Source organism: Halobacteriovorax sp. BALOs_7 (assembly GCF_003612895.1).
Classification (GTDB): domain Bacteria; phylum Bdellovibrionota; class Bacteriovoracia; order Bacteriovoracales; family Bacteriovoracaceae; genus Halobacteriovorax_A; species Halobacteriovorax_A vibrionivorans.
This window is the reverse complement of the sequence record NZ_CP027772.1, coordinates 2,629,576-2,642,308: the sequence shown is the minus strand read 5'-3', so window position 1 is coordinate 2,642,308 and position 12,733 is coordinate 2,629,576. Positions and strand designations below refer to the sequence as shown.

General features: G+C 36.4%; 11 protein-coding genes and 1 tRNA gene. 7 read left to right on the top strand and 5 right to left on the bottom strand.

Features of this window, described 5'->3' with window-relative positions; genetic code table 11:
- Position 1: 1 nt before the first annotated feature.
- Both BALOs_RS12600 and BALOs_RS12595 read right to left on the bottom strand, forming a co-directional pair.
- Positions 2–3,193, bottom strand: a complete 3,192-nt coding sequence (locus BALOs_RS12600) for an efflux RND transporter permease subunit (protein WP_120405359.1) — start codon at positions 3,191–3,193, stop codon at positions 2–4.
- Complete coding sequence (locus BALOs_RS12595; protein WP_120405358.1) at positions 3,190–4,671, bottom strand: TolC family protein; 1,482 nt, start codon at positions 4,669–4,671, stop codon at positions 3,190–3,192. The genes BALOs_RS12600 and BALOs_RS12595 overlap by 4 nt, the downstream gene beginning before the upstream one ends.
- Positions 4,672–4,834: 163 nt before the next feature.
- Between BALOs_RS12595 and BALOs_RS12590 the strand changes: the two genes are divergently transcribed.
- From BALOs_RS12590 to BALOs_RS12570, 5 genes are all read left to right on the top strand, one after another.
- Positions 4,835–5,602 carry a YkgJ family cysteine cluster protein gene (locus tag BALOs_RS12590; protein WP_120405357.1) on the top strand — a complete coding sequence of 256 codons (768 nt, stop codon included), beginning with the start codon at positions 4,835–4,837 and terminating at the stop codon, positions 5,600–5,602.
- A 13-nt stretch (positions 5,603–5,615) separates the two neighbouring features.
- On the top strand, positions 5,616–6,263 hold the full coding sequence (locus BALOs_RS12585) for a class I SAM-dependent methyltransferase (protein WP_120405356.1): 648 nt from the start codon (positions 5,616–5,618) through the stop codon (positions 6,261–6,263).
- Positions 6,260–6,598 carry an arsenate reductase family protein gene (locus BALOs_RS12580; protein WP_205570958.1) on the top strand — a complete coding sequence of 113 codons (339 nt, stop codon included), beginning with the start codon at positions 6,260–6,262 and terminating at the stop codon, positions 6,596–6,598. The genes BALOs_RS12585 and BALOs_RS12580 overlap by 4 nt, the downstream gene beginning before the upstream one ends.
- Positions 6,599–6,604: 6 nt before the next feature.
- On the top strand, positions 6,605–7,336 hold the full coding sequence (locus BALOs_RS12575; RefSeq protein ID WP_120405354.1) for a tRNA-uridine aminocarboxypropyltransferase: 732 nt from the start codon (positions 6,605–6,607) through the stop codon (positions 7,334–7,336).
- Between the two features lie 136 nt (positions 7,337–7,472).
- A complete protein-coding gene (locus BALOs_RS12570) occupies positions 7,473–9,785 on the top strand; it encodes a hypothetical protein (RefSeq protein WP_120405353.1) in 2,313 nt (770 codons plus the stop codon).
- 36 nt (positions 9,786–9,821) lie between these two features.
- Here BALOs_RS12570 and BALOs_RS12565 read toward each other — a convergent pair whose 3' ends face one another.
- The 3 genes from BALOs_RS12565 to BALOs_RS12555 form a co-directional block, all read right to left on the bottom strand.
- Entirely contained in the window at positions 9,822–10,193 is a 372-nt protein-coding gene (locus BALOs_RS12565; protein WP_114705549.1) for a hypothetical protein, read from the bottom strand.
- Between the two features lie 81 nt (positions 10,194–10,274).
- Complete coding sequence (locus tag BALOs_RS12560; RefSeq protein WP_114705548.1) at positions 10,275–10,916, bottom strand: hypothetical protein; 642 nt, start codon at positions 10,914–10,916, stop codon at positions 10,275–10,277.
- 28 nt (positions 10,917–10,944) lie between these two features.
- Positions 10,945–11,021, bottom strand: a tRNA-Arg gene (locus BALOs_RS12555).
- Positions 11,022–11,137: 116 nt separating this feature from the next.
- On the opposite strand from BALOs_RS12555, the gene rsgA reads away from it, so the two are divergent.
- Together rsgA and BALOs_RS12545 are read left to right on the top strand one after the other, a co-directional pair.
- Positions 11,138–12,127: a ribosome small subunit-dependent GTPase A gene (rsgA, locus tag BALOs_RS12550; protein ID WP_120405351.1), complete on the top strand. Its 990-nt coding sequence runs from the start codon at positions 11,138–11,140 to the stop codon at positions 12,125–12,127.
- A gap of 126 nt (positions 12,128–12,253) precedes the next feature.
- Positions 12,254–12,715, top strand: a complete 462-nt coding sequence (locus BALOs_RS12545; protein WP_114705546.1) for a PilZ domain-containing protein — start codon at positions 12,254–12,256, stop codon at positions 12,713–12,715.
- Positions 12,716–12,733 lie beyond the last annotated feature (18 nt).

The window sequence follows — 12,733 nt, the reverse complement described above, 5'->3', positions numbered from 1 at the left end:
TTTATACCTCAACCTTTTCAGCGGTTACATCTGTTGTTATTTCTTCTTCTGATTCGACTTCGCCTTCTTCTTTTTTGAATAGTTTATTTTTAATCCTTTTTCCAAATATTGTGACATCTTCAATAATTGCATATGCACAAGGAATGAAGATTAGAGTCATTATCGTTCCTGAAGTAAGACCCCATGCCATCGACATTGTCATTGGCACAAGCATCGCATCAGAACCACCGATTCCGTAAGCCGTCGGTAATAGACCTGAAACAGTTGTAAGTGAAGTTACAAGTACTGCTCTTAGCCTTAGTCCAGAGGCCTTAACAAGAATTTCATCGAGACTCAATTTACCTTCTTGTCTTAGCTCGTCAATGAAACTAATTAGAACAATCCCTGAATTTACAATAATACCAGCAAGTCCAATAATACCAATAAGGGCCAGGAAGCTAATTGGTCGTGATCTATCAGGGTAACCACTTAGAATTGGTGTTGCAAAAGCAATTGAAAAACCAATAAAGCCTAGTGGTATTGTCATCATAATGATCATTGGCCTTAAAAAACTCTTAAATAAGAATACTAAGATCGCAAAAATCGCAATAATTGCTAGTACACCAGCTTCAGCAAGTGACTGTAGAGACTCCGCTGTACTTTCTGCAGCACCACCAAAACGTAGTGATACCCCAGGATATTTTGAAGATACTCTTTCAAAGATCTCTTTTAATTTAGAGTTTGCAGCAGCTGATGTTGTATTTATATTATCAACAGAACCAATAAGCGTTTTTGCTCGTTTAAAGTCATACCTCTTAACATTTGGTGTCCCTTCTTCTTTTCTCACTTTTGCAACAGAGCTTAGAGGAATGAGATTTCCACGGTTATCCATAACTTTGATATTTAAGATATCACTTGGTTTTCCGCGAAGGGCCTTCTTAAATCTTACTTCAAGATCAACATCTTTATTATCAAGAGTTACTGTACTTGCAATACTTCCTGCGACGGCCGACCTAACTGCATTACCAATTTGAGATGCTGTTACACCTAATTGATCAGCTTTTACATAGTCAATATCAACGTAAACTTCTTCATCACCAAATACATCATCAGTTTTAAGATCTAGGACACCATTGATTTGGCCGAGTTCATTAGAGATTTCTCCAATGATTTTATCAAGCTGTTCAAAACTATTAGATCTGAAAGTTCCTTGGATATCTTCACCTACAGGAGGTCCATTTACTTGAGATTCAAAAGTTAGAGATTTTAATTCTGGCATCTTGATTTCACGTAACTTCTTTAACATTACTGTTTCAGCAATATTAAATTTGGCATAGTCATTCACATAGACAAAGATTAGACCAACGTTATTTCCCTCTTTATCCTTTGGGTCTGAAAATCCAACTGAAGCTTTTCCTGCAAAACCAACAATATGCTTGGCCTGCTCACCAATCTTTTCTTTAATTTTTTTGCTTATTGTAAGCATATATTCTTCAGTTTGCTCAACTGGAGTTCCTCTTTTGGCTTCATAGCGAACTAGGTAGATTTCAGTTTGATCCGCAGGGAAGAGAATAAACTTATTACCAACTGCCATGAAGACTAATGAACCGATAATAACTGAAGTGAAGAAGAATACCGAAATATAACGGTGTCTAACTGCAACAGTCATTAAGCTTTCAAATTTTGATTGAAACTTTGCAAACCAATCAGCTTTCTTTTCTTTACCTGTCTTCTTTGCTGAACCTGAGTATTTTGCAAGTCTCATTGGAAGTAAGAAAAAAGACTCGATTAAAGAAAGTATTAAAGAAGCGGTAACAATAATAGGGATTGCCTTAATAAATTGTCCCATGATTCCTTTTGTAACAAGCATTGGCAGGAAGGCCGCAATTGTCGTCATGGCCGTCCCTGTAATAGGAAGCCATAGTGACTTAACACTCTTTAGGGCTGCATCTTTTGCACTATATCCTTCTTCAGTCATCAATCTTGTAAAGTTCTCACTGATAACAACACTATTATCAACAAGCATACCAAGGGCAATAACGAGAGCTAGAATAGTCATAGCGTTTAACGTTAGGCCATAGTCAGGCATAAATCCGAGCGTACCAAATACCGCTAGAGGAAGAGAGAAACTAGCGAGTAAACCAATTCTTCCTGGTAAAAAGATAAAGAGGAAGAAAACGACCAGCAATAAACCAGAAATTGCGTTAGAAGCAAGTACTTCTAATTTATTTACAACTTTAATCTCTTCGTTGTTATAAACGTAGAACTTATATTCAGGATATCTCTTTTCAAATTCCTTCATATGTTCTTTGATCTTTTCAACCATTTGAATTGTGTCTTCACCAGCTTTTTTAGAGATTGTAATTAAAGTAGCTTCTTCTCCATTATAAGAAGTAATAACTTTTCTCTCTTCTTTACCATCAACAACTTTTGCCACATCTTTTAGGAAGATATTTGAACCAGAGAAGTTAGAGCGAATTAAAATATTACGAAGTTGCTCCACGTTTTGAACTTTCGCTTCAATACGAACAAGCTTTTGATCATCTTCTGATTTAAGTGTCCCACCTGGAATATTAACATTTCGAAGTCTTAACTTATTTAAAACTTCATCAATTCCAATATGCATTTGGTTTAATTTCTTAAGGTCTAGAATAATTTCAAATCTTCTTTTAGAAAATCCATCAAGAGTAACACCTTTAACGGCCTTGATATCTTCAATATCTTCTTTAAGAACATCAGCCAGTGCATCTCTTTCTCGTATATTATTAGGTCCAACAAGTGCAATTTGATATACTGGAATCTCTTCTGAATTAACTTCTTGAAAGAGAGGAGCATCTTGAAGATCTGTCGGTAAGTCTGAAACTCGATCAACCGCCTTTTGTAAATCGCTCATAACGTCATCGACGCTATCAACATTATCCATATCAACACGTATTACAATTTTAGATAGCCCTGCCTGTGAAGTTGACTTAACGTCCTTTACTCCTGAGACAGTTCTGATTTCATCTTCAATCGGTTTTGTGATCTTAATCTCTATGTCATTTGCCGATGCACCATCATAAACTGTTGTCACAACAGCAGTTGCAAAGGAAACTGTCGGATAAGATTCGGCCGTCATTTTATTTAGTCCCATTAATCCATAGATTAAGAGGAAGAAGGTAACAACGATTGTAAATTTATGATTCTCTATAAAGAATTTTGATACAAGACTCATAGTTGTGCTCTTTTGTTTAACTTACATGGAGTTTGATTAAAAACTGTAAAATAATTAATAATTGTTTCGATTACTTGGTACTTAGTACTAATTTCATCAAGATTTGAATTTAGGAGTTGGTTCTCATCAATTAATAGATCTTGTGAAGTTAGACGGGCCTGACTAAATTTTCTCTTAGAATCTTTTAACGTTTCTCTAAGATGTTTCGCATTTCTTTTTTGTGCACGAATTACATTTTGAAGAGTTAGAACTGATCTTAATGTTTGAGCATGAAATGCATCTAGTTTCCCTTTTACCTCTTGTGAATCAGCTAGGTTTCTTCTTCTAATAATTTCGTCTTGGATGGCCTTTGTTTTATCTTTTTCTCCACCGATTGGCATTGTCCATTGAAGACCTACTGAGAAACGGCTATCTCCTTCATCTGAAAGTTTTTTGAAGCTATCTGAATAACTATAGTCTTTCCCAACAACTTCAAATTGCGAAATTAGCTTGAGATTTGATTTGTCATAATTCTTATTAACTTCTCTTGAAAGTTCTAGATCTTTTTGAAGAAGGCCAAGAATCTCATCGTATTGTGTGTATTCAAGAGGAAGGGAAGTCATGTGTTGTGCTATTTTCTGAGTACAGGCCATGACATCATTAACTGTATTATCAAGATTATAATTTGCTAATCTAAGATCTTTACCACCTAATTTATCTGGAAAGAGTGACTTTAAAGTTTTGATCAACTCGTTTCGTTCAAACTCTAAAAGATAGAGTTGCCCATTACGTGCTTCAACTTGTGAGCTAATTCGAGCAAGATCACCTTTGTCAGCAATGTTGCTTTGGAATCTCTTTCTTGTATCTTTTTCGAGTTTCTTTGTTGTTTTTAAAAGAGCACGTGCAATTTTTGTGGATTCATTATTGGCCACAATCTTCCAGTAGAGCTTTCTAACTTCTTGAATAAAAGTATGCTCTGAAATTGATCTTTGTCTTTTAGATATTTCTTCTTGTACTAAAAGGCTCTTATCTTGTACTCGTGAAGTTGAACCAAGGAAATCCTTATAAAGATCTAAAGCTAAAAAGGCTCCAGCTGATGTTGTTGTCCCATCTTTATAGAGATTATTTGTTACTTGATTACTATTCATCACAACACCGTACTGAAGTCCGTACTTTGAGTTCTTTGATAACTTTGCTTTAAAGTCTGCCACAGGAGAGCTTACTGGAATAAATTGAACAAAGGATTGCTCTTTTGTTTCTTGATAATTTGCTTCCGCATCAAAAGTAAAACCAAAGTTCTCATCATACTTGGCCCTTTCTTGCTTCTTTGCTAATTCATCAAGAGATATCCTTAAGCGATTAAAGTTCTCTTGGCCGGCCCAGTTTACTAATGTTTCTTCGTTAACAGTAATAGTCTCTGCGTGGATACTTTGATTGATTAATAGTACGAGGAAAATCGAAGATAATAATCCTTGGCGTAAGTACTTGAAAATATTCATAAAAGTCCTAGGTTTTAGTCAAACGTATGTTTAGTTCAAACGATTGTTTGAATATTACGATAGTATAGAAGAAAAATCCAGTAATTTATTTTGTGTTAGTTAAAGTGAATACGTTCTATTTGTAAATAGAGATTATTGCCTACTTGGTTCGTGTTCATTGTTGATGCGATATAATTTATTTGAGTCTCTTACTAAGACTCTTAAGCTTTATCAGGAGGTTGAGCTGAATTATCCTCAAAGAGCATTAGCAACTTTTAAGAAATTCTCTAACTTATTAGAGTTTCGACGTTTCTATATCGCTTCTTATGAGAAAATGGCCAAGCGCTACGATTCTGCCGAACGTGCCCAACTTTCCCACGAATTAATTGATGAGTCTCTTCAGGATATAATTGCTGAAGCTGATGTGAATGAATTAATCTCTTGTCGAAAGGGTTGTTCAGCATGTTGTCATACTCAGGTCTCTGTAAATCGTGATGAAGCTGATTTACTTGCAATTAGCATTTTAGAAGACGGAATTAAGATTGATGTTGAAAAATTAGTTAAGCAGTCTTTGAAAAAAGATAGTACTGAAGCTTGGTTTGAACAGGACTTCCAGGATAGGAGCTGTGTCTTTTTAGATGAAAACGGTGCTTGTAAGGTCTACTTTGATCGACCAAGTGTATGTCGTACAAATTATGCCGTTAGTGATCCAAGCGCTTGTGATACAACGAATGGCCACTACCAATCGATTCGCCTATTAAAGACTAAAAAGCCAGACTTAGTAACGATAGCCGCTTTTAACTTAAGTGGGGAAGGGGGAGCTCTTCCACATATGCTTGTCCAGGCAATCAATAGAATCTCTCAAGAAAAACTAACGAAATCAATGAAGAAAAACTTCAAAAGGTTTAGGCTAAAGCAGCTTAAAAACCTTTTCAATGACCTAATGATGTAATAAAAACATCAATATGCCATGTCCACTATGCTTAAATAATTCAACGCAACTCTACGCGCACGCCATTCAAAATGATTATTTTGAGTGCCTTAATTGTTCTTATGTTTTTAAGGATCGCAATAAATTATTAGAAGCAAAAATTGAAAAAAGTCGTTATGACAATCATAATAATGATAGTGTCGACCAGGGATATGTGGACTTTCTCAATCGCCTTATTCTACCTTTAAATGAAAGACTTCATCGTCCTTCAAAAGGATTGGATTTTGGCTGTGGCCCTGGCCCGACTTTGTCTTTAGAGATGGCAAAACTAGGACACGATGTTAAAGATTATGATATTTACTACGCCGATGATAAGTCTCTCTTAGTTGAAGAAGGTTACGACTTTGTAACTTCCACAGAGGTTTGGGAGCACTTCTATAGTCCATATGAAGATATTAGAAGATGTTGGAGTCTTGTAAAACCAGGTGGGCTCTTAGGTGTAATGACTTACTTTCTTCCAGAAGATAAAGATAAAGATAAATTTAATAATTGGTGGTATCTAAGGGATGAGACTCATGTAGGATTCTTTAATGAGGACGTCTTTACTTTTATCGCAAAAGAATTAGGTGCCAGTATTGAGATAATTAATCGACAGGTCGTTATTTTAAAAAAGGATTTATGATGAAGATTTATGGAATTAAAAATTGTGACACTGTAAAAAAAGCTCTTAAGTATTTAGATGCAAAAGGTGCAAGTTACGAGTTTATTGATTATAAGAAAACTCCTCCAACTAAAGAAGATTTAAAAAGATGGGACGAAGCTTTTGGTGAGTTACCTGCAAATAAAAGAGGTCCAACATTTAGAAAGATCAAGGATGAATTTGAAGGGGCAACTAAAGCACAACAGATTAAACTTCTAATAGAAAATACATCTGCTATTAAGAGACCAATACTTGAAAAGGGTAAGAAGACATTACGTGGCTTCAGCGCTGAAGAGTGGGATAAAGTAGTAAAATAATAATTTATGTTAAAAGATTTAAAAGACACAAATACATATCGCAAAAAGTGCATGGGTTGTTCAAGGCCTAGCACTCTTTGCGTCTGTCATCATTTAAGGCCATTTACTTTAAATACTAAGTTTGTGATTCTTATTCATCCGATGGAGGCCAAGAAGGAAAAACTTGGTACTGGTCGAATGACTCATAAAGTTCTAGAAAATAGTGAACTCATTATGGGAATTGATTTTACTCAAGATAAGCGAGTAAACGCTTTACTTGAAGATGATGACTATTATCCAATGGTCTTATACCCAGGTGAGGATGCGCTTAATATCTCTTCTCCTACTGAAGATGATATCAAGCTTCTATCAAAGAAGAAGCCTTTGATCTTTGTGATTGATGGAACTTGGCCTTGTGCTAAGAAGATGATGAAGCTATCAAAAAATATTAACTCGCTTCCTCGTATCTCATTTTCATCAGACAAAGAGTCCGCCTTTCTCATCAAGCACCAACCACATAAGCAGGCGCTTTCTACTGTTGAGTCGGTGCATGTCCTAATCGAAGAACTTGGAAAATTTGGTGTTGAAGAGTTAGATGGAAGCCAAGACTCAATGATTACGGCCTTTAAGGCCATGGTTCAAAAACAAATTGATATTGCCTCCGATCCAAATATCCCAAGCTATCGCGGACGTAAAATGAACAACCAGAGGGTTGCTTTGGTGCGCGAAAAAAAGAATCGCTCCTTTATTCTCAAATAAGGCTAAAAAACCCATTTATTTGGCACTTGAAAACTATACTAAGTGACTGTAATTGCTCAGTTTGTACTTAAGTTCCTGCTTTTTTAGGATCTCTTAAGGCCCTATAATAAAATAGTATTAAATAAAGAGGGATCTTATGAGAACTTTAAGCGTACTCAATAAATTATTTACCATGGCCATCATCTTTTCGATGATCAATTTAAATATTGCTATCAATATTGAACAGGCCCGTTTCAATATCTCTTCAACTCAAGCCTACGCGCAAGCTCCTGAGGACCCAGCTCCAGAAGGTGAGCCGGAAAGAGATCCGCAGCAAAGTTCATCAGGTGGTTCAATGGAATCCCAAGAAGTTCGTTCAAATGATGGAACTGTTGTACTAGAAAACACACAAGAAACAGATACGGATGCAATCACTCAAAAACGAAAAGAAATGAGTGGGACTTATAATAAAGAAGAAGCAAGTGGCCTATTCAAAATCTTTGGTAATGGCGTTGTCGCACCTATTATCCTTGGGACTATTGCTTATATTACCTCGAAAATGTGGTTCTACTTTCAGCCTTCAAAGCCTATGGATATTTGGCCCGCAGTAGCTGGCGCAGTCATTCTAATTGGTAATGAATTAATGTCCATGTTTAAACAAACTGAATCACTTAAAGATCGTAAAAGTAAAATTGAATATGAAGGCCTTTCCGAAGATGGGACAGTCGATGTTTCTCAACAACAAATGCTTGAGGAAGAGAAAGCTATTCTCGAAGAGATGAAAGAAACTGCAGAATCTAAGGCCAAGTTTCAACTTGCCGCTGGTGCTGCTTTTGCCATCGCAGCTGGTGTAGCAGCCTGGAAGCAGAATGAGCAACTTTCATTTGGGCAATTATGTGCACAGTCAGCAAATGCAGCTTTTTTAGCTGCTAATGCAACAGCTTCAACAGCGCTTACATGTGGTGCTACTGTTGGAGGTGCAAAGTTATCAGAAGAAAGTGCTAGTTGTGAAATACCTACAGTTAGTGTCGCTGAAATAGAGGCTCTTAAGCTTGCACCGGGACCTTCTGAAGTACAATATAAAGCATTTGTTTCTCTAATAAAAAAGAAGTCAGGCGCTTCTTCAAAGTGCTTAATTGGAACAGAAGCAGCTGGTAAAGCTGCCCTGGCTGAATGTAAAGCGACAACTAGCTCAACAGGAGGAGCGACGAGTGGGCAAATAACGGCACTCACAGGTGCTATTACAAATTTAACTGAGGCTACAACTTTAATGAATAATAATTGCCTTATTTATACTGAAGAGTCATTAAAAGAAAGCGGTGAAATGGCATCTGTTACAGTAACAAGTTCAAACAATATAAAAAGTAATAATTTTTATACGAGAGTCCTCGGCTTACTTATAGGGAAGGCTTATGCAGGGATGGGGAATTCTCTCGGAGTTCTACTTGGACTAATAGGTGCATACCTTGTTCCAACTGGTGCATATATGACAAACTTTATGCTTTCTAGTGCTAAAAGGGGATGGTTATGGCTTGGCTTTAGTGGCCTAGCTATTGCAACATCACAAGCAACAAAAGCAGAGGCAAAAGCAATTGATGATAATATTAAAAAGATAGAATCAATTTTGAAAAAATTTAAGTCTGCTCAAGCTGTAACAAGGGTAGCGACTAGGAACCTATCTAAGAAGACGACTCGATTTGCAGCTTATCAACCACAAAAGATTGGAACAGAGCTAGAGTGTGTTGGAGGACTTCCAAAAATTAGAACAAATAATGGATCTAAAGCGTGTCCATCTCCTGAGAAATATTTAGTAGATGGTGTGAAAGGATTAAGTAATGTTGGCTTTTCAATACCAGGCGGGTTTACTGGTGCCATGGTTGATGCAACAAATGGGCTAAATGGTGCTGATACAATAAGTCCAAAAACTCAACATGCGATTGATGTAATGGGTAAGAGCGCAAATGCTATAAATAAGCAAGCAGGGAAGGCTCTTAAAAAAACGTTAGAACGTATTAATAAACAGAATAATGGAAACAAAGGCACGAAAAGATTACTTGCTTCTTTAGGTAAGGGCTTTAATAGCTTAAATAAGAAAGCTGGTGGTAAAGGTGGACTTATGTCGGCCCTTCCATACTTATCACAACCACCAAAACAAGATGGTGAAGAAAATGGTGATGAGACTGCTGGTCAGCAAGATGGATTAGCAGCAAAAGCTAAAGGTGGAAATGGAATAGGTAAGTATAAGGCACCTAAGGCAGAGAAGTTTAAATTTGATTTTGGTGCAGATGATGCACAAGCGTATGCTGCTCAAAAACATGCTCAGTTTGATGAAACAGCTCAGGCCGTTGCAAATATGGAAGAGACTCCAGATGGTGAAATTATTGAAGATAAGAGTGTTGATATCTGGAAGGTAATTTCTGTGCGCTATAAAAAGACTGCATATGATCGATTATTAAAACGTATTGAATAATTAGAAAATAAAAAGGGCCTTGATGAGGCCCTTTTTTTATAGATCGATTTTCTTAATTCTCTTATCAATTCCTAAATTCTTCTTACGATATTTATCACCGAAGTTTCTTGGGCAATCGACTGATTCGTAAGTGAAGAGTTTTGTATCATTAAAATAAGAAAGATTCTTCTTTCCATTATAATACCACTGCGAATTTGACCATGAGCTAACTTTCATCTCTGGCTCTTTGCTCTTCTCGTTGATGACAATATCATCAACACGATAGATAGAGCTTGGAGTACGACCTGACTTTGCGTAACGAGTATCGATTTCCTTCACGCATGAGTCAACTTCATAAGCAATCTCATAACTAGGAGAGCAAGCTACAAGTGTCGATAATGTAAGGATAGCTAGGCTAATTCTTTTCATACGTATCATATCGTCAGATGAAGTGATTTTCTTGAACTGTCTAAGTAATTTTAAAGAAAAATTAAGTACTTACGATATGAACTAGTTATAATATCTTAAGACAATGCCTAGAACGATATAGAAGAAGAAGTGGCAGCCGAGAGAAAGTAAGTAGCCACGATAGAAGTAAGCAATCAGGTAAGCAAAGAGCGTTCCCCCTAGAATTGAAGGAATAATAAAATAAAGGGCCTTCAGTCCAAAGATGTAAAATAGTGGGAGGTGAATAATTGCAAAGAATATTCCAAAGTATTTAACGCTATCTCTTCGATTAAAAGTCTTAATATAATATTCCACTAGAATATTAATTAGTATCTGTTGAAAGATAATATCACTAGATTTTGCAACGAAGATATTCCAACTAAAGAGTGGGAATAAAATCTTTGAATTTGTAATTTCTAATTTTTTAATAATAGAAATTGGAAAGATATAATCAATGCAAAGGGCAATGGCCAAAAAGATTGCAATGATCTTTAAGTAAGAAGCGATATGTTCTTTTGAGATCTTAAGAGAGTTTGTTGTGTAATTAAAAACAAGAGCACTTGATAGAAAAATAAGTGAATTGATTGCCCATCCTGAGTCGTAATCTAGGCCATAGTTTTCTTTTAGAATTAGATTGAGAAATCCCATAATGAAAACCCAAAAGGCCCCTAGGATAACTGTAAATTTCAATGTTTCTTGTTTCATATTTTGAAGTGTAAAGTCGTAAGAAAAATGGCGCACTCGTCAGGATTCGAACCTGAGACCGTCCGCTTAGAAGGCGGATGCTCTATCCAGCTGAGCTACGAGTGCGTAACAGTGACTTTGTGTTCAGTTAAAATAATGGCACATGCCACATTTGTCAATATAAGATGTAAAATATGTTGAAGTGATGGTAAAGTTTATATATACAAAATCACTAGGAAATTATGTCAGAAAATGCAATTAAGGCCAAAATTATTCGCTCTCATCAGCGTGACTTCGACTGTCTGATCGAGGGGACGAAGGATGTTGTTAAAGCAACTGCCCTTGGTAACCTTTTGAAGAAAGGGGAGACCTTGGTGGTTGGCGATAATGTTTGTTTAGAGACGATCCCTGAAACGGGTGAGTATCTAATCAAGGAAGCCTTAGAGCGTAAGAATGAGATTTTTAGAGTTCTTGTAAGAGTTTCAAAAAAGAAAGTTACCGCAGCAAATTGTGATTATCTGGTCATTCTCTCAAGTGCAGCAAGGCCAAAGTTTAAAAGAGGAATCGTTGATCGCTTCCTTGTAAGAGCATTCCAATGGGGAGTCGAGCCTATCGTCGTCTTTAACAAGATGGATGGTTATGACCCTGAAGAATTTGATATTCAATACGAAGTACTACGTCTTAAAGAGTTAGGAGTGAAGTACTTTGAGATCTGTGCTCTAGATCAAGATTACGAAACTCAATATCTTAAAGGTGGAATGCACGAGTTTAAAGAGGCCTTAAAGGGCAAGACCGCTCTGTTCGTTGGCCAATCGGGTGTGGGTAAATCGGAGACGATTTCATGTCTTTCAGATGGTGAAGTGGAGTTAAAGACAAAGAAGGTTGGGAAAGTCGGTAAGGGCTCTCACACAACAACTTGGTCTGAAATTGTTGATTTAGGTGACTTCTATCTAATTGATTCACCAGGTATACGTTCATTTTCTTTAGATGATATCGATCCTGAAGAACTAATTGAGTACTTTCCAGACTTAAAAGAGATCTCACGCCACTGCCAATTCTCAAATTGTACCCATGAGCCTCACAATAAAGGCTGTGCCTTTTATTCTGAGGAATATGATCCAGATACTGAAGAGGGATTAATGATTCATTCTCGACTTGAGAGCTATCATTTATTCTATTCCGAGATTTCTGAGACCCCATTTTGGCAAAAGAAGAAAAAATACTCTAAGTGATTGATTTTATGAACTTGTTTGTATGGAATTTCTTGCCCAAGTACGAATTTATCTAATGTTTACCTCATGAAATTCTCCCTTTTGACGACAAGTAAGTCAGTAAATTTATCGTTATAAGGGGTAGAAATGTCTGACAATAAAGTAATCAACTTCCAAGCTAAAAGAGAAGAAAATATTGAAAAGAAACGTCGTAGTTTTGAGCGTATTTGTTTCAATAATTTTATGGGAGCTTACTCGGTAATTGAGTCAGACGGTTATTCTTATCCTATTAATATGGTTGATATCTCAAAAGATGGACTTTCATTTAATGTTCCGTGGAATGAGAAAACAGATACAAAAATTAAGCTAGGGGAAGACCTCAAGCTTAAATTCTACTTCACTAAAGGTTCTTATATTCCTGTAATCGTTACGATTCGTCATAGCGCACTGACAGAGGGAGCTGATGGTGTCACTTATATGCAATATGGTTGTGAGTTTGATAAATCAATGCACTCATTCAAGGCCATGGAGCAGTTCATTAACTTTATCTATGCATTCTCAGAGTATTCAGTAGTGGATAATGGTGAGATGAAGTCACTGTTCATTTAATCGCTTATCTAATTGCAA

Bases quoted from the DNA above. Each gene is read 5' to 3' on its own strand.
- BALOs_RS12585 (WP_120405356.1), top strand. From the start codon at position 5,616: ATGCCATGTCCACTATGCTTAAATAATTCAACGCAACTCTACGCGCAC.
- BALOs_RS12570 (WP_120405353.1), top strand. From the start codon at position 7,473: ATGAGAACTTTAAGCGTACTCAATAAATTATTTACCATGGCCATCATC.
- BALOs_RS12560 (WP_114705548.1), bottom strand. From the start codon at position 10,916: ATGAAACAAGAAACATTGAAATTTACAGTTATCCTAGGGGCCTTTTGG.
- rsgA (WP_120405351.1), top strand. From the start codon at position 11,138: ATGTCAGAAAATGCAATTAAGGCCAAAATTATTCGCTCTCATCAGCGT.
- BALOs_RS12590 (WP_120405357.1), top strand. From the start codon at position 4,835: ATGCGATATAATTTATTTGAGTCTCTTACTAAGACTCTTAAGCTTTAT.
- BALOs_RS12575 (WP_120405354.1), top strand. From the start codon at position 6,605: ATGTTAAAAGATTTAAAAGACACAAATACATATCGCAAAAAGTGCATG.
- BALOs_RS12580 (WP_205570958.1), top strand. From the start codon at position 6,260: ATGATGAAGATTTATGGAATTAAAAATTGTGACACTGTAAAAAAAGCT.
- BALOs_RS12595 (WP_120405358.1), bottom strand. From the start codon at position 4,671: ATGAATATTTTCAAGTACTTACGCCAAGGATTATTATCTTCGATTTTC.
- BALOs_RS12545 (WP_114705546.1), top strand. From the start codon at position 12,254: ATGTCTGACAATAAAGTAATCAACTTCCAAGCTAAAAGAGAAGAAAAT.
- BALOs_RS12565 (WP_114705549.1), bottom strand. From the start codon at position 10,193: ATGAAAAGAATTAGCCTAGCTATCCTTACATTATCGACACTTGTAGCT.
- BALOs_RS12600 (WP_120405359.1), bottom strand. From the start codon at position 3,193: ATGAGTCTTGTATCAAAATTCTTTATAGAGAATCATAAATTTACAATC.